The 22,178-nt window shown below is 49.7% G+C and carries 14 protein-coding genes and 4 pseudogenes; 7 read left to right on the top strand and 11 right to left on the bottom strand.

The window, feature by feature from the left end:
• Entirely contained in the window at positions 1-2,157 is a 2,157-nt protein-coding gene (gene relA, locus IY568_RS19395) for a GTP diphosphokinase (protein ID WP_125562161.1), read from the bottom strand.
• A 4-nt stretch (positions 2,158-2,161) separates the two neighbouring features.
• Positions 2,162-3,487 (bottom strand): 23S rRNA (uracil(1939)-C(5))-methyltransferase RlmD, encoded by a 1,326-nt coding sequence (rlmD, locus tag IY568_RS19400; RefSeq protein ID WP_194868441.1) that lies wholly within the window; start codon positions 3,485-3,487, stop codon positions 2,162-2,164.
• A gap of 82 nt (positions 3,488-3,569) precedes the next feature.
• Here rlmD and barA point away from each other — a divergent pair.
• Positions 3,570-6,346 (top strand): annotated as a pseudogene (gene barA / locus IY568_RS19405) (two-component sensor histidine kinase BarA).
• An 87-nt stretch (positions 6,347-6,433) separates the two neighbouring features.
• Here barA and IY568_RS19410 read toward each other — a convergent pair.
• The 8 genes and pseudogenes from IY568_RS19410 to pspA form a co-directional block, all read right to left on the bottom strand.
• Complete coding sequence (locus IY568_RS19410) at positions 6,434-6,778, bottom strand: 4a-hydroxytetrahydrobiopterin dehydratase (RefSeq protein ID WP_010386740.1); 345 nt, start codon at positions 6,776-6,778, stop codon at positions 6,434-6,436.
• A 10-nt stretch (positions 6,779-6,788) separates the two neighbouring features.
• On the bottom strand, positions 6,789-7,586 hold the full coding sequence (phhA, locus tag IY568_RS19415) for a phenylalanine 4-monooxygenase (protein WP_125562168.1): 798 nt from the start codon (positions 7,584-7,586) through the stop codon (positions 6,789-6,791).
• Between the two features lie 213 nt (positions 7,587-7,799).
• A complete protein-coding gene (locus IY568_RS19420; RefSeq protein WP_194868442.1) occupies positions 7,800-8,978 on the bottom strand; it encodes a trans-sulfuration enzyme family protein in 1,179 nt (392 codons plus the stop codon).
• A gap of 200 nt (positions 8,979-9,178) precedes the next feature.
• Entirely contained in the window at positions 9,179-10,255 is a 1,077-nt protein-coding gene (locus IY568_RS19425) for a TIGR01620 family protein (protein ID WP_194868443.1), read from the bottom strand.
• Positions 10,252-11,657: pseudogene (locus IY568_RS25455) on the bottom strand (YcjX family protein). The gene IY568_RS19425 and the pseudogene IY568_RS25455 overlap by 4 nt, the downstream one beginning before the upstream one ends.
• A gap of 76 nt (positions 11,658-11,733) precedes the next feature.
• On the bottom strand, positions 11,734-12,150 hold the full coding sequence (pspC, locus tag IY568_RS19435) for an envelope stress response membrane protein PspC (protein WP_194868444.1): 417 nt from the start codon (positions 12,148-12,150) through the stop codon (positions 11,734-11,736).
• A complete protein-coding gene (gene pspB, locus IY568_RS19440; protein WP_194868445.1) occupies positions 12,147-12,380 on the bottom strand; it encodes an envelope stress response membrane protein PspB in 234 nt (77 codons plus the stop codon). The genes pspC and pspB overlap by 4 nt, the downstream gene beginning before the upstream one ends.
• Before the next feature lie 75 nt (positions 12,381-12,455).
• Positions 12,456-13,115 (bottom strand): phage shock protein PspA, encoded by a 660-nt coding sequence (pspA, locus tag IY568_RS19445; RefSeq protein WP_010386731.1) that lies wholly within the window; start codon positions 13,113-13,115, stop codon positions 12,456-12,458.
• Between the two features lie 181 nt (positions 13,116-13,296).
• Between pspA and pspF the strand changes: the two genes are divergently transcribed.
• From pspF to IY568_RS19475, 6 genes and pseudogenes are all read left to right on the top strand, one after another.
• A complete protein-coding gene (gene pspF, locus IY568_RS19450; RefSeq protein WP_125562178.1) occupies positions 13,297-14,361 on the top strand; it encodes a phage shock protein operon transcriptional activator in 1,065 nt (354 codons plus the stop codon).
• 38 nt (positions 14,362-14,399) lie between these two features.
• Positions 14,400-16,031, top strand: a complete 1,632-nt coding sequence (locus IY568_RS19455) for an ABC transporter substrate-binding protein (protein ID WP_228553463.1) — start codon at positions 14,400-14,402, stop codon at positions 16,029-16,031.
• Positions 16,032-16,033: 2 nt separating this feature from the next.
• Positions 16,034-17,068 carry an ABC transporter permease gene (locus IY568_RS19460; protein ID WP_194868446.1) on the top strand — a complete coding sequence of 345 codons (1,035 nt, stop codon included), beginning with the start codon at positions 16,034-16,036 and terminating at the stop codon, positions 17,066-17,068.
• A pseudogene (locus IY568_RS19465) lies at positions 17,055-17,948 on the top strand (ABC transporter permease subunit). Before IY568_RS19460 ends, IY568_RS19465 begins: the two are co-directional and overlap by 14 nt.
• Positions 17,948-18,954: pseudogene (locus IY568_RS19470) on the top strand (oligopeptide/dipeptide ABC transporter ATP-binding protein). Before IY568_RS19465 ends, IY568_RS19470 begins: the two co-directional pseudogenes overlap by 1 nt.
• Positions 18,939-19,700: an ATP-binding cassette domain-containing protein gene (locus IY568_RS19475; RefSeq protein ID WP_125562182.1), complete on the top strand. Its 762-nt coding sequence runs from the start codon at positions 18,939-18,941 to the stop codon at positions 19,698-19,700. Before IY568_RS19470 ends, IY568_RS19475 begins: the two are co-directional and overlap by 16 nt.
• Positions 19,701-19,763: 63 nt before the next feature.
• On the opposite strand, the gene IY568_RS19480 is transcribed toward IY568_RS19475, so the two are convergent.
• The gene (locus IY568_RS19480) at positions 19,764-22,172 is read right to left on the bottom strand and encodes an ABC transporter permease (protein WP_194868447.1); all 2,409 of its coding nucleotides are present in this window, start codon (positions 22,170-22,172) and stop codon (positions 19,764-19,766) included.
• Positions 22,173-22,178 lie beyond the last annotated feature (6 nt).

Consider the following 22,178-nt stretch of genomic DNA (forward strand, 5'->3'; position numbering starts at 1 on the left):
TCAGTGTTGTCTCCTGGCTTCAAACACGCCTTCAATCTGCATCAGTTTAGTAAGTAGGCGATTCATTGCACCTAGGTCGCCCACTTCCAGTTTCATCGTGAAAATCGCGACATCTTTGTCATCCAGGGTATTGACGTTCATATTCATCACATTGAGTTTTTCGTTGGCCAGCACCGAACTGATGTCGCGGATCAGGCCATGGCGGTCATTAGCTTCAATATGTAGGGTAACGGCATAACTGGAACGGACTTCGTCCGCCCAGCTGACAGCGATTTCCCGCTCTGGGTGCTGCTCACAAATATGGGCAAAAGAATCACAATCGGCGCGATGCACCGCAATGCCCCGCCCCTGGGTGATATAACCCACGATTTCATCACCGGGTACGGGCTGACAGCACTTTGCAACATGGCTCATCAGATTACCAACGCCCTCCACCACAATGCCATTACTATCGCCCTTGTGTTTTTTCGGCGCGCTCATTTTGAGCTTAGGCATAGGCTCAGGTTTGTCCTGCACGTAGTTCAGGAACTGATTAATACGAATATCACCGGCCCCAATGGCCACCATCAAATCGTCGAGCTCTTTAAAATTAAACCGTTCAATGGCTGAGTCTAGATCCTTGTAAGTCAAATCCAGCTTTTGCAGGTGCCCATCGAGGATCTCTTTACCAGCCTGAAGGTTTTTATCTCTGTCTTGTTGCTTAAACCAGTGATGTATCTTGCTGCGCGCTCTGGATGAATGAACATATCCCAAAGACGGACTAAGCCAATCCCGACTTGGCGAGGGGTTTTTCTGAGTCAGTATCTCGACCTGATCGCCAGTCGATAACTTATGGGTAAACGGCACTATCTTGCCAAATACCTTGGCACCAATGCAGCGATGGCCAACATTGGAGTGAATATAGTAGGCAAAATCCAATGGCGTGGCGCCCAGTGGCAGATCAAAAATATCGCCTTTGGGTGTAAAGACATACACTCGGTCTTCCACAACCTGATTTTTTAACTCTTCCGCCAGTTCACTACCATCAACCACTTCTTCTTGCCATTGCAGCAGTTTTCTCAGCCAGCTGATTTTTTGCTCGTACCCCGAGCCACGACCCGGCAAAGCACCTTCTTTGTACATCCAGTGCGCCGCTACGCCCAGTTCTGCATCCTGATGCATGGCCTGGGTACGGATCTGGATCTCAACGGTTTTACCTTCAGGGCCAAAAACCACCGTGTGAATTGACTGATAACCATTCTGTTTAGGCGTCGCAACATAGTCATCAAATTCTTTGTGCAGATGTCGCCAATTGGTATGCACTATGCCCAGCGCACCATAACAATCCTGAATTTCATTGACCACCACCCGCATGGCGCGGATATCAAACAGCTGATCAAACTCATAATTCTTTTGCATCATTTTTTTATAGATGCTGTAAATATGCTTAGGACGGCCGTACACTTCAGCCTCTATACCGGCGTCTTTAAGCTTATTCTGGACTAACTCCACCATACTGGCCATGTAGGCTTCACGATCAAGGCGTTTGTCTGACAGCTGCTTGGCAATGTTTTTATAGGTTGTTGGATGCAAATAGCGAAATGAGAGATCTTCGAGCTCCCACTTGAGTTGCCCTATTCCCAACCGGTTTGCCAACGGCGCAAAGATATTAGCCGTGGCCTTTGCGGCCACCACGCGTTCTTCTTCAGAAGCATTTTTTACCGCGCGCAGGTAGCAGATCTGCTCGGCCAGCTTGATCACCACAGCACGCACATCTTCTACCATGGCCAATAACATGCGACGAATTTTGTCGATTTGCAGACTGCCTTTCCCTTGGTGTGCCAAAGTACTGATCGACGCCATTTGTTCAACGCCTTTGAGCAACAAGGCAACATTTTCACCTTGTGCCTGCTCAATGGCATCAAGCTCAACTTGCCCGGATAGGAAGTAAGGGGTCAAAAATGCGCCAGCCAGCGACTCTGAATCAAAATTCAGCTCTGCCAGTATCTCAACCATTTCAATGGCTTTGGCCAGGGTGGTGGTTGAATCATCTTGTGGACACAGAGCATAAACCTGGTCCAGTCGGTCTCGTTTTTCCTGCGCTAAGTTCAGTAACGCAAGCCGAGCATGAAAATCAGCTGGCAGACCGGATTGATGAGACTGGCGAGTCGCAACCATATAACTACCTCCTTTGGAACAACGCCATGGTTTCTATATGTCCTGTGTGTGGGAACATATTCATTAAGCCTATTTTATCGACCACAAAGCCAGCTTCCAGTAACAGTGCCGCATCTCTGGCCATAGTCACCGGATCGCAGGACACATACAAAACCTGTTTAAATTGCGTCAACGGCAACTGGCGTAGTACTTCATACGCACCTGTGCGTGAAGGGTCTAACACCAGTACGTCCAGCGACTCATGAAACCAAGTTGCTTCTGTCAGTGGTTGAGTCAGATCAAACTGATGAAAACTGACTGTGTCGATGTGGTTAGTGTGCGCATTTTGTCGTGCCATTGCAACCGACTCAGCTACCCCTTCGACAGCAACCACTTCGTTCGCTTGTTTTGCCAGCAATAGCGAGAAGTTACCAATCCCACAAAACAGATCCAACAGACGCTCCTGGCCTGTCAAAGCCAGCCAGTCCAGCGCCTGATTTAGCATCAACTCGTTAATGTCCCGATTAACCTGAATAAAGTTACTCAGTTTAAATTCAAACGTCACACCGGCACTTTGATAAGCTGGCAATCTGTCATAACTCGGCTCCGTCTTGCCATCATCCCAGATCAGCTGCCAGTTATGCGCCGCAAGGCGCTCAGCGACATGCATTTTAGCCTGCTCACTGACTGCGCGAATATGACGAAACAGCACAAATGCGCCGTTGTCAGCCGCACACAGCTGAATATGGCTGACGCTGCGTAGCTCCGGATGACTATTTAACGCTTGCCGTAACGCGTCAAAGCCACCCGCAAAGGCATCGACCATCACCGAACAGTGGTTAATTTCGATGATCTTCTTCGACCCTGCTGCCCGAAAACCCAATTTAACCTGATCGTTTTGTTTATCATAAATACAGGCGATGCGCGCTGCACGACGATAATGCCGCGCCTGGCCTGTCAAGGGTGACATCCAGGGCAGCTCAGTTGTACCGGCAAATTTGTCAAACAACGCACTCACCGCTTGCTGTTTGTGTACCAGCTGCGCACTGGCGTCCAGATGTTGCAACGAGCAGCCACCACACTGTTGATAGTACTCACAAAATGGCGTAACCCGCTGCTCACTTGGCGTAAGCACTTTGACGGTGCGCGCTTCGAAAACACGACTTTTCTGGGTGTGAATGCGCGCTTTAACCCGCTCAGAACTCAGTGCGCCATCGACAAAGCCAACTTTGCCCTGGTGTCTACATACACCTCGTCCCTGGTGATCTAATGAGTCGATCTGCAGTTCCACTGTCTCGACTTGCTTACTACGTTGTTTAGAAGATTTTCCAGCACGAAATATTTGTGCCATATTGCCGCCCCTATAAGATTGCTAAACACCTGTTAACTCGATACTCTAGGACTCAGACTACTTACTGTTTTACATCCAATTTATGTCTAAATTGAGTTTACGCGACAGCGTATTAGTGTTGACCCTGATCCCGACGGTGTTAATCGGCCTGGTACTTGGCGGCTATTTTACTATAAATCGCTACGTTGAGCTTGAACAAATCCTCAAGCAACAAGGCACCAGTCTGGCCAATACATTGGCAATGACAGTGGAGCAACCGCTGGCCGAAAGAGATAAAGCCAGATTGCACCGGGTGATCACCACTACGCATAATCAACATGGCAATTTCGTCAATAGCATCGCGCTGTTCAATGAAGACAATCAGTTGCTTTTAACCAGTAACTACCACAATGACTTTAATCAGCTGCATTATCGTGGCAATGTAACTGAGCTGCATGCGACAGAAATCGTCCAGTACCTCGACAGATACATTATTTTTGCGCCGGTAAAACTACAACAACAACCCGCCTCCGACTGGCAAAATGCCCATACCCGCACCACCGCCGTGTTGATGATAGAACTGAGTAAAGATCAAGCAATCATTGGCCAACAACAGGCCCTGCTATTCAGTGGTGCTATTATCATGGTGGCCTTGTTGCTCAGTGCCTTTGTATCAACCCGACTGAGTCGGATGTTCTCAACCCCCCTGTCTCATTTGTTGCTGGCCACAGACAAACTCCTTGAAGGCAAAACCAAAATCGGTGTAGAACAGCCGATGCAGGGCGAGTTTGACTTGCTCCGTGAAGGCCTGATCACCATCAGCGAAAAAATGGTGCTCCAACGCGATGAAATGCAAAAGCACATCGATCAAGCAACCTGCGATTACCGGGAAACCCTGGAGCAATATGAAACTCAGAACATTCAGCTGAACATTGCCAAAAAAGAAGCACAGGTCGCCAACCGGGTTAAGTCTGACTTCCTGGCCAAAATGAGTCATGAATTAAGAACCCCGCTTAACGGCGTTATCGGCTTTACCCGCCAACTGTATAAAACCCCACTCAACAAACACCAAAAAGACTATCTGGATACCATAGAGTTGTCTGCCAATAGCCTGTTGACCATCATCAGTGACATTCTGGATTTCTCTAAACTCGAAGCCGGCGCGATGGAGCTTGAAAGTATCCAATTCCAGCTCAGGGATGCGGTCAATGAGGTCATGACGCTGCTTGCACCCAGTGCCTATGAAAAGCAACTGGAACTGTCGATTGCCATTAATCGCCAGGTACCGGACAACCTGGTCGGCGACCCTACGCGCTTTAAACAGGTGCTGATCAACCTGATCAGCAATGCCGTGAAGTTTACCGAAAAAGGCTCAGTCAAAGTCGACATCAGCCATCGCCTCAAAGGGGATAGTCAGACATCACTCCTGATTTCTGTTAGTGATACCGGTTTGGGCATTGCTCAGGAGAAACAAGACACACTCTTTACCCCGTTTGCGCAAGCCGACTCCAGCATTACCCGCAAGTTCGGCGGCACGGGGCTTGGCTTAATCATCACTAAACACATTGTTGAAGCCATGAGTGGTCGAATCACGCTGAACTCTGCCCCGGGCAATGGCTCCTGCTTTACCTTTAATGCCATTTTTAACCTGCCAAGCCGCTTGTTCGACGATGACCTGCCGACTAAGCCGCTTGAGAACAAGCGCGTGTTGTATTTTGAACCACAAGAGCATACCCGCAATGCCGTTCAGGCTCAGCTGGAAGACTGGGCAATGCAGGTCACCTGCTGTAAAAATGAAGACACTTTCTTCGCCGCATTAGAGCAAGAGTTTAGGTATGACATCTGCCTGATAGGCAATATGGCAACGGTAGACGACATGCAAACCGTAAAGGCCTATATCACTCAGGCCAGAGAGATGGCGGATTACCTGTATTTGATGGTGAATACCATCTCTCACAACATGCGCGAGTCGTTAATTGGCAGTGGTGCAGACGCCTGTATTAGCAAACCCATGCATCACCGTAAACTGTGCGATATGCTCGCTGCACCTTACCGCTTAGATCACCCCAGTGTGTCGATTGACGATACGGATTTGGCGCACTTACCGCTCAAAGTCATGATAGCCGATGACAATGATGCCAATTTAAAGCTGCTTTATACTTTGCTGGAAGAACAAGTAGACACCATAGACACCGCCCACAACGGCGCACAGGCCGTCAGCTTATGTAAATCACAAAAGTATGACCTGATATTTATGGATATTCAGATGCCGATTATGGATGGCATCACGCATGCCGAACAATCAAAGAATCCTCACTCAATGACGATACCCCGATCATTGCAGTAACGGCCCATGCGTTGACCGGTGAAAAAGAGCAATTGATCAAAGACGGCTTCAACGGCTATATGACAAAGCCCATAGACGAAGACATGTTACGTCAGATCATTTGTGATCACAGCCCCTCGCTGCCACCGGAAAAACAAAAAACACAACAGCCTCAGGTTGCCAGTATTGCCCCGTTTGAAAGCCATTTGCTGGACTGGGAGTTAGCATTACAACGTGCAGGTAATAAACCTGAACTGGCGCTGGAGATGCTGGACATGCTGTTGCAGAGTGTGCCCGAAACCTTAGAGCAGCTGAATGGCTCTGCACAACAGGAAGACACCCAAACTTTGCTGACCGTGATCCATAAATTTCATGGTGCCTGCTGTTATACCGGCGTCCCCACGCTCAAGAACCTGGCCGAAACGCTGGAAACGGCATTAAAACAATCACGCGATTTTGATTACATTGAACCGGAATTGTTGGAGCTGATTGACGAACTGGAACATTTAGAGCGAGATTCACAAACAGTATCGGGACCGACACTCACACATTAGCGCACGTAAAGGGGTTGCCCGCTATACTTCAGCAACCTTACAGGCATTAAAAAAGGCGCTGATGCGCCTTTTTTATTTGCACGACACTTATAGTGCGGCAAAGATCTCGTCAGTTTTCGCAGCACAGATGAAGTCATTTTTGTGCAGACCTTTGATAGAGTGGCTCCACCAAGTTACCGTCACTTTGCCCCATTCGGTCAGCAGACCAGGGTGATGACCTTCATCTTCCGCCATATCACCCACTTTGTTAGTGAATGCAATGGCTTGCTTGAAATTCTTGAACTTATAAACACGCTCAAGCTGCATAATGCCATCACGTACTTCTGGCACCCAATCCGGGATCAGCTTGATCAGTTCAGCTAATTCGGCATCTGACACTTTAGGCGCATCCGCACGACACGCTTCACATTTTTGTGCACTTAAATCAGACATCAATAAATCCTTAACTTGCTAGTTTGTTTTTAGGTGGGAACTTAGGCTCAAACAGGCCCAGCTCTTTGGCCTTGCGTACAAGCGCCATAATATCCATTTGTGAGATCTCAAACAAATCATCAATGGCGTTAATGGTGTAGTACAAAGGCTGCATAATATCAATTCGATAAGGCGTACGCAGTACATCAAGTACTTCTAACGGGTTAATCTCTGGCTCACCACTGTAAACATATTGAGTCTCACCCGGGCTCGACAAAATCCCACCGCCATAAATACGCAGACCATCTTCGGTTTGCATCAGACCGAACTCAACGGTGAACCAGTAAAGACGAGCCAGATAGACACGATCTTTTTTCTCCGCAGCGTAACCTAACTGGCCATATCTATGTGTGAACTCAGCAAAAGCTGGGTTGGTCAGCATGGCACAGTGACCGAAAATTTCGTGGAAAATATCCGGCTCCTGAAGATAATCAAACTCCTCGCGGCTACGGATAAAAGTTGCAACCGGAAATTGTTTGTTCGCAAGGAGGCGGAAAAACTCATCAAAGTCGATCAACGCAGGGACTGGCGCAACCTGCCAGCCAGTTTCGCGCTCCAGTGCTTCATTCAGCTCATGCAACTGCGGAATACGATCGTGAGGTAAATTGATTTTTTGCAGGCCTTCGAGATACTCATCACACGCTTTGCCTTTAATGCACTCAAGCTGTCTGGCAACCAGCTCAGACCAGATCTGATTTTCTTCTTCTGTCCATTCGATCAGGCCCTGCTCGTTGGGCTGCTTAGACGTGTATTTACTCGATTTAGCCATAGTAACCTTCTTGGTAATGCGTCGTGTATGAACAAAAACAACGCGTCAAAGTGTTATCCGGATACTATGTAAAAGTGAGGAAAAGTTTAATAGCCAGGCCTGAAATCGACCTGGCCAGAAAGGTCATTTTTGTACACTTAAAATTACACAAATAGACACAAAAACATACACCCTATGTTTTACAAGGCTTGCAGAGCGAGTAACTGTAAATTATTATATACACAAAAACGCATTCTCTAGGTCAGCGATGATATCTTCCACCGCTTCCAGTCCCACAGAAATGCGGATCAGACCATCAGAAATCCCAGCTGCCTGACGCTCTTCTGGTGTGTAGGGAGAGTGCGTCATCGATGCCGGGTGCTGGATCAGCGTTTCTGGATCGCCCAGACTCACGGCCAGTGTGCAAAGCTCAGTGGCATTAATAAACTTCTCACCCTCACTGACTCCGCCTTTGATCTCAAATGCAATGACACCACCAGCCCCTTTCATTTGCTCACCAAGGAATCGATAACCTGGATGAGACGGCAAGCCCGGGTAGTAAACGGTATCCACCTTCGGATGGCCATCAAGGAACTCAGCCACTTTCTGTGCATTTTCGCAGTGACGTGCAACGCGCACATGCAAAGTTTTAAGGCCACGATTGATAAGCCAGGCATCGTGTGGACTGATGGTCGCGCCGATGTCTTTCAATACGGTCAGTTTGATAAGTTCGATATGCTCTGCACTGCCACACACAATGCCTGCGACTACGTCGCCATGTCCGTTGAGGTACTTGGTGGCACTGTGGATCACAATGTCGATGCCAAAATGCTTGGGTTTTTGCAGTAATGGCGTCATAAAGGTGTTGTCTACCACACTGATCAACTTATGCTGCTGAGCAAACTGCCCCAACATTGCCAAATCCAATACCGTCATATTTGGATTGATCGGTGTTTCGGCAAATAACATCTTACTGTTTGGCTGCACCGCGTCGGCCAGTGCCTGTGGATCGGTCATATCAACAAAGGTCACCTCGATACCGAATTTGGGCAACATGTGCGCAAATAAAGCGAAGCTACATCCATACAGGGCTTTGGATGCAATCAGGTGGTCGCCTTGCTGTAAAAAGCTCAGCACGGAAGCGGATACAGCGCCCATGCCAGTTGCGGTGGCCGCAGCATCTTCCATTTCTTCCAGCTGAGCGAGTTTTTCTTCCAGCTCTCGGGTGGTAGGGTTGCCAAGGCGAGTGTAGATATAACCTGCCTCTTCACCGGCAAAACGCGCAGCTCCCTGTGCCGCATCTTTAAACTTGAATGTTGAACTCTGATACAAAGGCGCCGTCAGTGCACCATGTGGATCATCAAAGTGGTGTGGACCATGAATACAGTTGGTCTGATCGTGTAACTTCTTCATTGCTTGCCTATTTTTGTTATTCGGATGAATACTAATTAGATATTCCATGGCACAAAAATGTACAAGCGTGCCGGACGCGCAGATGGCTAACCCGAGCCGGTTAAATTCACTCGGGTGTACACATAAGTTGTCATGAAAAATAGGAAAAGCCAGGGTTTCCTTTCATATCAAACCCCAAGAGAAAAGTATGTGCTCACATACTAAACTTTATTGGTCTTCTCCGACTTGTCAGGGGACTGACGAATTAACAGGTTTGCAAGTTGCCGCGCTGTTTGCGACAAGTATCCAGCAGCCGGCGCCTTAGCGGGTATAGGCCGACATAAGTCCATGGCTTTATAGCCCAGTCGGGCGGTGAACACGCCGGCGCTGAGCCCCTGTGCTGAACGCGCAGATAATTTACCCAACAGCTCCGCACCCAGACTGGTGGCCGCCAGGTCGCTCAGCAGCTCACTGGCACCGACAAAGACGATCTGCTTGAACAGCAAACGGTAAAGTTCGATGCGGCTACGGTATCCCAGTTTAATGCCGTACAACTGGCTGATCCGCTCTATCAATGTAACGCCCCGCCATAACACGGCCAGCATATCGGTAATGGCCATTGGGCTAATCGCCACCATCAGTGCTGACGTACTGGCAAACTGAGCTATCAAAGCCCGGGCCTGCTCGTCCAGGTCTTTTAATAAAGTCGCATCATATAAAGCCAGTACTTCCTGATCGGTAAAATGAGGCTGGACTGTCGCCATAAACTGACTAACCTGATGAGGATCATGCTGCTTTAACAGCGGCTTCAGCCAGGTCTGTGCTTCACCGATCTGGTTGCTGCTCATTAATCTTTGTGCCCCGGCGCGTTGCTGTTGCAACTTTTTAAGTTTGCCAAGCGCACGTATTTCCGACCAACAGAACTTGCCCAGCACAGCCAGCGCACTCACAATGACCACCCCATACAACCCGGCCAGCAGCCAACTGCGGCTGAGCGCCTCGATCAATGTCAGACCCATTTCTACCGGAATGAGAATGGCCAGTCCCAGCAGCAATAATTTGCGCCAGGTCAGCCCCGTGCTGACCGGTTTTGTGACGGTTTCCACATTGAGCGACTGCAACTGAGTATCCAGCGCCGCTTCCGGGACGTGTGATGTCCCAACCTCGATGTGCTCCGCGCTCTCGTCTATTCGTCGGGCTTGTTGCGTATCGCCGGGTTCTGTTGCTGGCTGGGCAGCCTGTGGGGCTGCTTCAACCCGAACTCGCCGTCCTCTGGGTGACTGGGCAGGCTCACTCATAAAAGTTTATCTCCCAATAAAAACTGTAATACATGGTCCAGACGAATATGTTCAATTTGCCCCTGATAAGCCGGGTAAGGCTCAAAAGACAAAAACTCATAGCCCTGTTTTGGCCACTGCTGCTCAGTCGGCAGATGCTCAGGCGGAATAGGCGGTAAATAACTGATATAGTTTGATTCACCAACCGGCTTACCATAAATACAAGACAGGGGTTTCCCCTGCTCAGTGAGCTGTTTTGGCTGCGTGCTCTTCACTGAAGAAATCGCCATCGTATCTATATCAACCCCTGAGAATTTCAGTTCGTTTTCGCAGGGGGTCAGTAAAGCGTGTAACAACCGGGTCAGCTTATCCTGATCTGCCAGCGCAACACTGTCACATTTATTGGCAGCAAACAGCACCTTATCTATGCTGGGACGAAATAAACGCCCCAGTAAACCACTTTTACCATGACGAAACATCGCCAGCGTATCGCTTAATGCAGCCTGAGTTTCCGTTAATGTGGTATGTCCATCGTTAAGCGCACTGAGCAAATCCACCAGCACCAGCTGGCGGTCGAAGCGGCAAAAATGCTCCCGGTAAAACGGGGTGATAACCTGCTTTTTATAGGCTTCAAAGCGCTGTTCGAGGTGGTGATACTGGCTCTGCTCAGATGCATTTTGTGGGGCTGGTAATGGAAAAAACTGCAAAATTGGTGCACGTCGAGCTCTCCGGGGATCAACATGCGGCCGGGCTGTAGCTGCGCCAGTTGAGTGTGTGCCTTAAGCTGCTTTAACACACCCGCATAGAGACCGGCCATCGTTGTGAGCTCGCTTTCATTCACCGCTGCGCATGCATCAAATTGTTCTAATTGCTGTAAAAAAGGCGCACTGACCTGTGCATAGTCGGTTTTTTTCAAACGATTGAGTTGTTGCTCACTCCAGGATGCAAAATCCTGATTCAACATCGGCAAATCCATTAGCCATTCACCCGGATAATCGATCAACTCCAGGTAAACAGTGTGGGTTTCACTGAGGTGCTGTCTGACCCCCTGCGCCGAGCGAAACTTCAACGCCAGCGTCAGGGTATTAATCCGCTGCGTGGAAGGTGGCCAGCTGGGTGGATCGGCCAGTAAATGCTGCACTGCATGTTGGTACTCAAACCGGGGAATGTCCAGTGCACTTTGTGGGACCTGCTTGCAGGCAATTAATCGCTGCTCTCGCACGACTTCAAAAAAAGGCAGGTTCTGTGCTGTCGCCTGAGTGGTTAAGTGTTTCACTAACGCCGTAATAAAGGCCGTTTTACCACTCCCGCTGAATCCGGTCACAGCCAGTTTGACATGTCTGTCCAGGCTTCGGGTGAGGGTTTTATGGGTGGTTTGCTGTAGCTTTTGCAGCGCCCTGGCAGTCAAGCCCGATACACTCATAAAGACACATCTTCCTTATTTTGTAGGCAAAGGTGGCAGGGCTGCCAATATCAGGCAGCGCCCCTTCGCACTCTGATCAGAGTTTGTTGATCTCGCGTTTTACCGTGTACTCACTCGAGGTGACGTACGTTTCCATGTGCTGGATACGGCCATCCAGGCGTGTTAAGCGTTCTTTCAGGTCAAACAGGGCCTGACGCGGCGGCTCACCTTTTTGCCAGACTTTAAACTTGACCGAAACAGGATCTTCAACTTTGCTCGAGTAGTTGCTGTCTGTGCCCGGCGTCGGTGGTGTTTCTGCTTTCTTGTCCAGAATAAACCAGCAAGCAATATAAACTACGATAAACAGTGGGCCACCTGATAACAACACAGCGGTTACAAACAGGATCCGAACCAGCCAAAGTTCCATGTCAAAGTAGTCACTGAGTCCGGCACATACGCCCGCTAACTTGCCCCTTTTCGGGTCGCGGTATAATTCTCGTCTACGTTTACTCATACTTTGCGTCTCCATTCTGGTGACTCTTGGTCAAGCAGGGCCTCCAACGTTTCAACGCGCTGCGCCATTTTCTCTGCTTTGTGTGCCAACTCTACCAGCTGGCGGTGCTCGTGTTCGCTCAGCCCCTGACTCACCTGCTTTTTGCTGCGATAGTGCAGGATCAACCATAGCGGCGCCACAACACTCATAAAAATGATGATCGGGACGTCTAACATCTCTGCATCAAACATATTCCTCTCCTGTCTAACCTGGGCACATTGTTGTTTTCATTATTGCACCTACCTTAACAGCAGGTGCAGTCAAATTCACTTATCGGCTAACTTTTTCTTCAACGCCTCAAGTTCATCGTCTACTTTTTCATTTTTTTGCAGATCGGCAATCTCATCAGCCAGCGATTTTTTGCCTAAATCGTATGATTCTACCTGAGACTCCAGTCCGTCAATTTTGCTCTCATAACGTTCGAAACGATTCAGTGCATCCTCAACTTTGCTGCTATCCAGCGCCTTTTTCACATCCAGACGTGATTCGGCAGAGCGCTGACGCAGTACAATGGCTTTTTGACGCGCTTTTGCATCGGCCAGCTTTTCCTGCAGCGTCGTCACTTCCTGTTGCAGCTTCTCAATGTGTGACTCAACATGTGACAATTCCTGAGACACGCTGTCTGCTGCATCCGTGGCTTTTTGCTTTTCTAGCAGCGCCGCACGTGCCAGATCCTCGCGGTCTTTAGTCAGTGCCAATTCTGCCTTTTGCTGCCAGTCATCGGCCTGCGTACGAAGCTGTTCAACACGACGCTCCAGCTCTTTCTTCTCTGCCAGCGTCTTTGCCGACGTCGAACGTACTTCAACTAAGGTGTCTTCCATTTCCTGAATGATCAAACGGACCATTTTTTCTGGATCTTCCGCTTTATCCAGAATCGCATTGATATTAGAATTAACAATATCAGCAAAACGTGAAAAGATTCCCATAATCTATTACCTCTTTGGTTAGTAATTTAGTTTGCTGATTAGATGTATCAATTAGCTTGCCAACTTTTCAATAAAATTACTTTATTAAAATCAACAAGTTATAATTATAGAAAAAGACTTTCGCTTCACCATTTTTTAAAATACACTAGATGTTAGTCAAAAATACTAAGAGTTAGGCAATATGAGCCAGTTTCGCCAACAGGATAATTTACTCGGCCAGTCGGATAGCTTTTTAGCTGTATTAGATCAGGTGTCGCAACTAGCACCTCTGGAAAAGCCAGTGCTGATCATCGGAGAACGTGGTACCGGTAAAGAACTGATTGCAGCCCGTTTGCATTACCTGTCAGAGCGGTGGGACCAGAACTATGTCAAACTCAACTGTGCCGCACTGAATGAAAACCTGCTGGAGAGTGAACTGTTTGGTCATGAAAGTGGCGCATTTACCGGGGCCAGCAAACGCCACGAAGGCCGCTTTGAACGCGCCAACAGCGGCACACTGTTCCTCGATGAACTTGCGAATACATCCGCCATGGTGCAGGAAAAACTGCTGCGGGTAATAGAATATGGCGAATTCGAACGGGTGGGCGGTAAACAAACGGTCAAAGTGGACACCCGCCTTGTTTGCGCGACCAACGAAGACCTGCCAACTCTTGCCGACAATGGTGAGTTTCGTCATGATTTGCTGGATCGGCTGGCGTTTGACGTCATCACCTTACCGCCGCTGCGCGAACGTAAAGAAGATATCCTGCTGCTGGCCGAACATTTCGCCATTAATATGGCCCGCGATCTGGGCTGGTCGTTGTTCAGTGGCTTTACCCGCAGCGCTACAGAGTTGCTGCTCGATTACCCCTGGCCGGGCAATATTCGTGAACTCAAGAATGTAGTAGAACGAAGTTTATATCGCCATGGCAGCGAACAGCTGGCCGTTCACCAGATTGTATTCGACCCGTTCGCCAGCCCTTATCGACCCACACAGAGAATTAAAAAGGCCGCAGAAACACCAGCTCCGGCAGCGGTTGCCCCTGTCGTCATGGCAGAAGCAACGCAAACCAAGCCCGCACCGGCCGCGTTTCCTTGCGATTTAAAAACGCTATCTAATGAATTTGAAATCGACCTGCTGCGTACTGCTTTAGAGCACAGCCAGTTTAACCAGAAAAAAACCGCTCAGAACCTCGGGCTAACCTATCACCAGTTACGAGGCTACCTGAAAAAGTACAACCTACTGGACTCGCAACAAGAGGCTTAGCCGTGGCTAACAGAGCAACTGATAAAACATCAACCCAGATGCCCCTCCCAGCGCACCTGGGCATACGCTGGCTGCTGCCCATTACCGCTTTACTCAGTACCCTGCTAAGTGGCTGTGGTGACAGAACCGCGCAAGCCCAGCGTAAAATCCAGGGCATCGTCTATTGCGCCGAAGCCAACCCGGTCTCGTTTAATCCACAGGTAACGACCACAGGCTCAACCATAGATATCATAGCCAACCAGCTCTACAATACCTTGATCAGTATAGATCCCCTTACCGCTGAATTTCGTCCGGAGCTGGCAACGGCGTGGGAGATCAGTGAAGATGGGAAACAAATCACCTTTACACTGCGCAAAGACGTTACCTTTCATAGCACAGACTATTTTACGCCAACGCGCACGATGAACGCGGATGATGTGGTGTTTTCGTTCAATCGCCTGTTCGACGTCTACAATCCTTTTCACTTTGTCGGTGATGCCAATTATCCCTATTTTCAAAGTGTCGGCATGGACCAGTTGATCCGCCGGATAGTCAAAGTAGACGATTACACGGTACGGTTTGAGCTATTCAGTAGTGAAAGTAGTTTTTTATCTAATATCGCCACTGACTTTGCTGTGATCTTGTCACAGGAATACGCCATGCAACTGGTAGAGCAGGAAAACAAACAGGATTTCGATATGCTGCCGGTAGGTACAGGCCCTTATAAATACAAAGGCTTCCTGCGTGATAACCTGATCCGATATCACAAGCACCCAGGTTACTGGAAACATGACCTGGCCATGGACCAGCTGGTGTATGACATCACCACCAATAATACCAGCCGTATTGCCAAAATGCTGACCAAAGAATGCGACATAACCGCTCACCCGAGCGCCACGCAGCTGGAAACCCTGGCGGCGCGCAGCGATATTCGGGTCGATAAGGCCGTCAACCTGAATGTCGGCTACTGGGCGTTTAACACTGAAAAGCCGCCTTTTGATAATGTCCTGGTGCGTAAAGCACTGGCGCACAGTATCGACTTTCAAAAAATCATGAAAGCGGTGTTTTACGGGAACGGGATCCAGGCCCGTTCCATATTGCCACCTTCTTCCTGGGCATTTCAGACTCAGGCAATGCCCAGCTATGACCCCGAGCGGGCTCGGGAATTTTTGATACAAGCAGGTTACCCTGACGGCTTTGAAATGGACTTATGGGCCATGCCGGTGTCACGTATTTATAATCCCAACGCGCGTAAAATGGCCGAGTTGATCCAAAGCGATCTGCGCGAAATCGGCATCCGGGCCACCATCGTTGAGTACGAATGGAATACCTTCCTGGAGCGAGTTGGCAAACATGAACATGACAGCGTACTGCTTGGTTGGGCTGCGGATACACCCGACCCGGACAATTTTTTTAGCCCTTTGTTGAGCTGCACGGCCACATTTAGCGGTAAAAACCCTGCGAACTGGTGTAACCCTGAGTTTGACTTGTTACTGACTCAGGCACTCGACACCACAGATCTGCAACAGCGTAAACAGTTTTACCAGCAGGCCCAGCAAATGCTGATTGCTGAACTACCTGTGGTGCCGATCGCCCATGGCATGCGCTTTCAGGCCAGTAATACCAGCGTCATGGGCATAGAATTACGTCCCTTTGGCGGGATCTCTTTGGCGAACGCGAGGAAAAACTAACTATGTTTGCTGACTTTCTGTTTCGCCGCCTCAGCCTGCTGTTGTTTATGTTGTTTGCGCTCACAGCATTTACCTTTGCACTGAATTATTTGTTTCCCGGGGATCTGCTCACCAACTTCAGTGGTGAACTGAACGCCAATTACAGCCAGACACAAATTCTGGAACAAAAGTACCATATCGATGACAACCTGCTGATCCAGTATCAGGCCTTCCTGATACGCCTATTTCAGGGCGACTGGGGACTGTCACTGTCTTCCGGTCAGGCCGTATTCGGCCACGTAAAGCAGCTGTTCCCCGCCACCATTGAGCTGTGTGTTTATGCGCTCATCGTGGCGCTGTGCCTGGGTATCCCAGCCGGTGTGATTTGCAGTGCCTATCATAATAAGTGGCCAGACAAAGTGATCAGCTCGCTAACCTTATTGGGCTTTTCTATTCCGGTATTCTGGCTGGCGCTGTTATTGATCATGATTTTTTGCCTCAGCTTTGGCTGGTTTCCCATGTCTGGCCGCATTGGCCTGCTATATGAGATCCCACCCGTCACCAACTTTATCCTGCTGGATATCTGGCTACATGACTTCCCGTATGGCGGCCAGGCTTTTGCTGATGCTCTGCACCATCTGACGCTGCCCACCGTAGTGCTGGCCATGTATCCCACCACAGTGTTAGTGCGCTTTACCCGCGATTCAATGTTAACTGTGCTGGAACAAAACTACATCAAAACAGCACGCGCTAAGGGTCTCAACCGTCGACAGTTAATCCTCGACCACGCACTGCGCAATGCGCTGTTGCCGGTGATTAAACAGATAGGTCTGCAGTTTAGTACGCTCATCACGCTCGCGATGGTGACGGAAGTGATCTTTTCCTGGCCGGGGATCGGCCGCTGGATGATCGAAAGTATCTATCAGCGTGATTATCCGGCCATTCAGGGCGGCCTGCTTGCGGTCTCCTTTTTTGTCATTTTCGCCAACATGCTGGCTGATGTGATCCACACGCTCCTTGACCCGCTAGCCAGGAACCAGGCCCATGGCAAAGTTTAACCTCTTTACAGAAGAGTCAAACCGCTCTCCGTTATCGCGGCTGTGGCGAAAATTTAAAGCCAATCACCCGGCTCTGGTCGGTTTGTGGTTGTTTATTGCGCTCACCTTGCTCGCGTTGCTGGCCCCCTTGCTGGCCCCCTATGGCATTGACCAGCAGCATGCCGATGCCTTGTTACTGCCTCCTTCCTGGCACGATGAGGGCAATGTGAATTTCATTCTGGGCACCGATGATTTAGGTCGTGACGTGTTATCCCGCCTGATGCGCGGAGCCACCTACACCTTTGGCTTATCGATTGTCGCAGCATTGTTAACCACCCTGATGGGTGTGGTACTGGGCACCCTGGCCGGATGTAGCCAGGGCTTTAAATCCAGTTTGCTCAATCACCTGCTGGATATCACCTTGGCGATCCCGTCATTGTTACTGGCCATCATCATTATTGCGATTCTGGGCCCTGGCTTATTCAATACTGTGTGGGCGATTATTTTCGCGCTGCTTCCGCAATATATTCACTCAATCCGCAACCTGGTGGTTGAAGAACTGAACAAAGACTATATCAGTGCATTCCGACTGGATGGAGCCACTCGCTGACAACTGATCATACGAGGCGTACTGCCTAACATTTATGAGCACATTGTGGTGATATTCACGCTGGCCTTGTCCACCGCAATTCTGGACATCGCGGCACTGGGCTTCTTGAAACTCGGGGCGCAGCCTCCCACGACTGAATGGGGCGCTATGCTGGCAGAAAACCTGGGACTAATTTACCTTGCCCCCTGGACCGTCGGCTTACCCGGAGCACTGTTGTTTTTATCGGTGCTTGCGACTAACCTTGTCGGTGATGGGTTACGTGACGCTTTGCAGGCAAGAAAGGCGGATTAATGCAATTACTTGATATCAAAAACCTCACCATCGAACTACCCACAGACAATGGCGTGATCCGCGCCGTTGATAGGGTCAGTTTAAGTCTCAAAGAAGGTGAAGTACACGCCCTGGTTGGTGAATCCGGGTCTGGTAAAAGCCTAATAGCCAAAGCCATTGTCGGGGTATTAAACCACCGCTGGCGCGTCACTGCCGACCGGATGCACTGGCAGGGTGTGGACCTGATGCGCCTGAGCCCGGAAAAGCGCCGTAAACTGGTGAGCCGGGATATTGCGATGATCTACCAAGAGCAAGTCGAAGCTTGGATCCCACCGCCAAAATATTTGATCAGGTTGCTGAATCGCTGCCTGACAATTGTTTTAAAGGCGGATTTTTTAGTCGCCGTAATGAGCGCAAAGAAAAGGTGAAGGCGCTGCTGCACAAAGTCGGGATCCGGGATCACCGCCGGGTGTCGAGCAGCTACCCTCATGAGCTGTCGGAAGGCGTCTGCCAGAAAGTAATGATAGCGATGGCCATTGCCAGAAGCCCTAAACTACTGATTGCAGATGAGCCAACCACCGCACTCGAAACCACCACCCGGGCACAGGTTTTCCGCTTATTGAAAAGCCTCAACCAGCTTAAAAACATGTCAATCTTGATGATCACCCACGAGCTGGAAGAAATCGCCGACTGGTCCCATGCCATGCATGTACTCTATTGTGGCCAGATGGTCGAAGCGGGACCCACGACGAAAGTATTTTGCCACCCCTACCACCCTTACACACAGGCGCTGGTAAAATCTCTGCCAGACTACGCGCATGGGATCGGTCACAAGGCGTCTTTCTTTGCGCTCAAAGGCACCATCCCTCCCTTACAACACTTACCTATTGGGTGCCGACTGGGCCCAAGGTGCCCACAGGCACAGCGTGAGTGTGTTGTTACACCGGCTCAGGTGAAATCGCACGGGCATGCCTATGCCTGCCACTTTCCCTTGCTGCAGGAGAAGAAAAAATGCAACCCGTGCTGAAGGTACAATCACTGAATAAAACCTTTAATACCCGGGCAGGCCTGTTCAAACGCAAGCGTGTTAAAGTGCTGAAGGATGTATCTTTTGCCGTTGCACCGGGCGAAACGCTGGCTGTGATTGGCGAAACCGGCTCAGGGAAAAGTACCTTAGCCCGCGTACTGGCGGGGGCTGAGCACGCTGATTCGGGACAGATATTGCTTAATGGTGAAATGATTGAAGACAATGGCCACCAGAACCATGACTGCCGTCATATCCGACTTATCTTTCAGGACCCCACTCGCTCGCTTAACCCAGGCCTGACCATAGGTGATATGCTGGATGATTGTCTGCGCTTAAATACCCAGCTTACCCAGCGTCAGCGCGACAAGAAAATCAATGCGACTTTATCTCGCGTGGGTTTGCTGTCTGAACATTATGACTATTACCCCCATATGTTCAGTGGTGGTCAGTTACAACGGGTTGCGCTGGCACGTGCGCTGATCCTCGATCCCAAAGTTGTGGTACTGGACGAAGCGCTGTCCTCCCTCGATCCATCGGTTCGGGCACAAACCGTAAACTTGCTTCTGGCACTGCAACGCGATTCCGGGTTGAGTTATATTCTGATCACCCATCATCTCAGTCTGGTGCGCCACATGAGTGATAAATTGCTGGTGTTAAGCCGGGGAAAAAGCGTCGAATACGGGCAAAGCGAAGCGATTTTTCGTGCCCCGCAGTCTAAAGTAATGCAAAAACTGCTGGCTGTTTAACTGATAAAAACATTATGCAGGTGGGCCAGACACCTCATTCCTCTGTCTGGCCCGCCCGGTTACTTACTCAGCTCTGAGTGCTGCAACCGGCTCGTCTTGAACGGCACGGCGCGTTGGCACATAACCCGATAACAACAACATGCTGGTCAGCAAAGTGCTGGTGATCAGGGCTATCGCGATATAGGTGCTCAGACCAATCTTAGAGCCTATCATAGACGCAAATACCATACAGCTCAGTACATACACGACCAGACCGACGCCCAGGCCAATCAGCAAGGGACCCATATTACGTTTCAGGAATAAAATGGTGATTGCCGTGTCTTTGGCACCCAATGCACGGCGAATACCTATCTCGTGGCTACGCATACTCACCGATGCCGCAGACACGCCATACACGCCCATCAATGCCAGGAACAAAGAGAACACGCCGGAGTAAATCACCCCGTTGGACATAATCCCCAGCATATCTGCATAGAGGTTGGCATTTTTCTCCAGGTCAACAATAAACGAGAAGTATGCCTGATAATCACTGCGTCCAAGCCAGGTGTAAAAGTCTTGTTGTGCTGACTGCATGCCGGCCTGCTGCTCAAAGATCAGCTGTACCCACTCGTAAGGCGATTGCAGATAAGAGACATAGAGTTCATCATATTCAGCTAATGGCGCATACATGCCCTGAGTGTTACCACTGCGATCACTGACTATGCCCACCACAGTATGGGTGACATATTTATCGGACAACTCAATATCCAGTTGCTTGCCCAGTGCCGACTGGCCATTAAAGTGGCGCTTGGCAAATGATTCACTGACGAGCACAACACGCAGGTTTTCACTGTTATCACGGGCATCGATACCGCGTCCGGCAACCAGAGTCTGATCAAAAAACGCCAGCTTACCAAGTGTGCCCATTACATCGACACGCACGCGCGATTCAGCATCCATACGGACATTTTTCAGTCCCATGTTTTGCATCATGTCAGCCTCTGAGACACTGCTTAATTTCGACAGGTCCTGTACCGCAGTTTCGACGAAATTGACCTTTTGTTCCGGGCTTTCAAACTCAGCCCCCACCAGATTGAAATAAGCAGAATAACGCCCCTGGGTTTTTTCTGCCGTCACCATATCAGTGATATTGAAGATAACCGAACTGCCCAGGCTGCCTGACAACATTAAGACCGCAATAATCGCAACCTGAATGGTCACAATGATCCGGGATAAACGACCTGCGCCTCTGCCCAGCGACCCACGGGTGCCGTCACGCAATACCGTATTAATGTCCATCTTAGCGGCTTTTACTGCCGGTAAAACACTGGCAAAGAAAAAGGTAAACAGAATAAATAATACCGCCATTGTTAAGGTCTGCCAGTCAAGGTGCCAGTTCCACCAAAACGGCATGCCACTGCCCAGACTCGCCTGCAGCGTGCCATTAATCACAGACAAGAGAACAGCCGTCAGTACAATGGCCAGTGCCCCACCCAGCAAAGTGATCAGTCCACCTTCACACACTAGCTGACGTACCAGACGCTTGGTTTTAGCGCCCAGGGCACCCCGGATGGCGGTTTCTTTTTGACGTTCAATAGAACGGGAAAACAGCAGGTTACCTGTGTTGATACAGGCCATAAACAGGATCGCCAGCGCGAAACTTTGCAGCCCGACAAAAATAAATGCCCCCATGCCTTCAATGTTTTGCTGTTGCAGACTCATGTGTGTGACAGTCGGTGCGATAAACTGCACTCTGTCACTTTGCGATAAACGTCTTTCGCGCACGGCGGTCAGAGCGCTGGCCAGCTCGGAGTTGGCCTGCGCCTCAGAGACACTGGCATGCAATCGACCCAGCACACTCACCTGCGTGTCTTTTAAGTCAAACTGAGCGAATTGCTTGGTATCCAGCGGCAACCATAGATCAGAAGTCACAGGGAACTTGTAACCCTCAGGCATAACCGCAACCACTTCGTAGCTTTTGCCGCCAAGTCGGACATGCTCGCCCAACACAGACTCGCGACCTGCAAATAAGGTTTGCCACACGTGATAGCTCAGCGCAACGACCGGTGCCTGCCCCGCCGCACCATCGTTATTATTAAAGGCTCTGCCCAGCAGCGGTTCGGTGCGGGTGAAGGAGAAAAAGTTTGGCATCACCTTCTCACCCAGCAGGCTCACGCCCTGGCCCTGGTTCTCCATGCGCACTTCTTCACGATAGTGTAAAGTATATTCATCATACACGGCGCTGAATTGCGACTGGCCCAGTTGCGTGACATCTTCAAACGTCAGCACCCGGGTACTGCCGGTCAGATGCGGCGTAACAATGCTGCTGGCATCTTTACCCTGTAACGGCTTAAATGAAATGGTGTAAACCATGTTGAAAGTCAGCAAACTGATTGTCAAACCTGCGGTCAGTATAAAAGTCACCAGCATGGTGAACTTCGGCGCTTTCGCTAACAGCCTGAGGGCGTAGCGAATATCAATTAAGAAACCCATAACTCG

This window comes from Pseudoalteromonas sp. PPB1, from assembly GCF_015356275.1.
Lineage (GTDB): Bacteria > Pseudomonadota > Gammaproteobacteria > Enterobacterales > Alteromonadaceae > Pseudoalteromonas > Pseudoalteromonas rubra_D.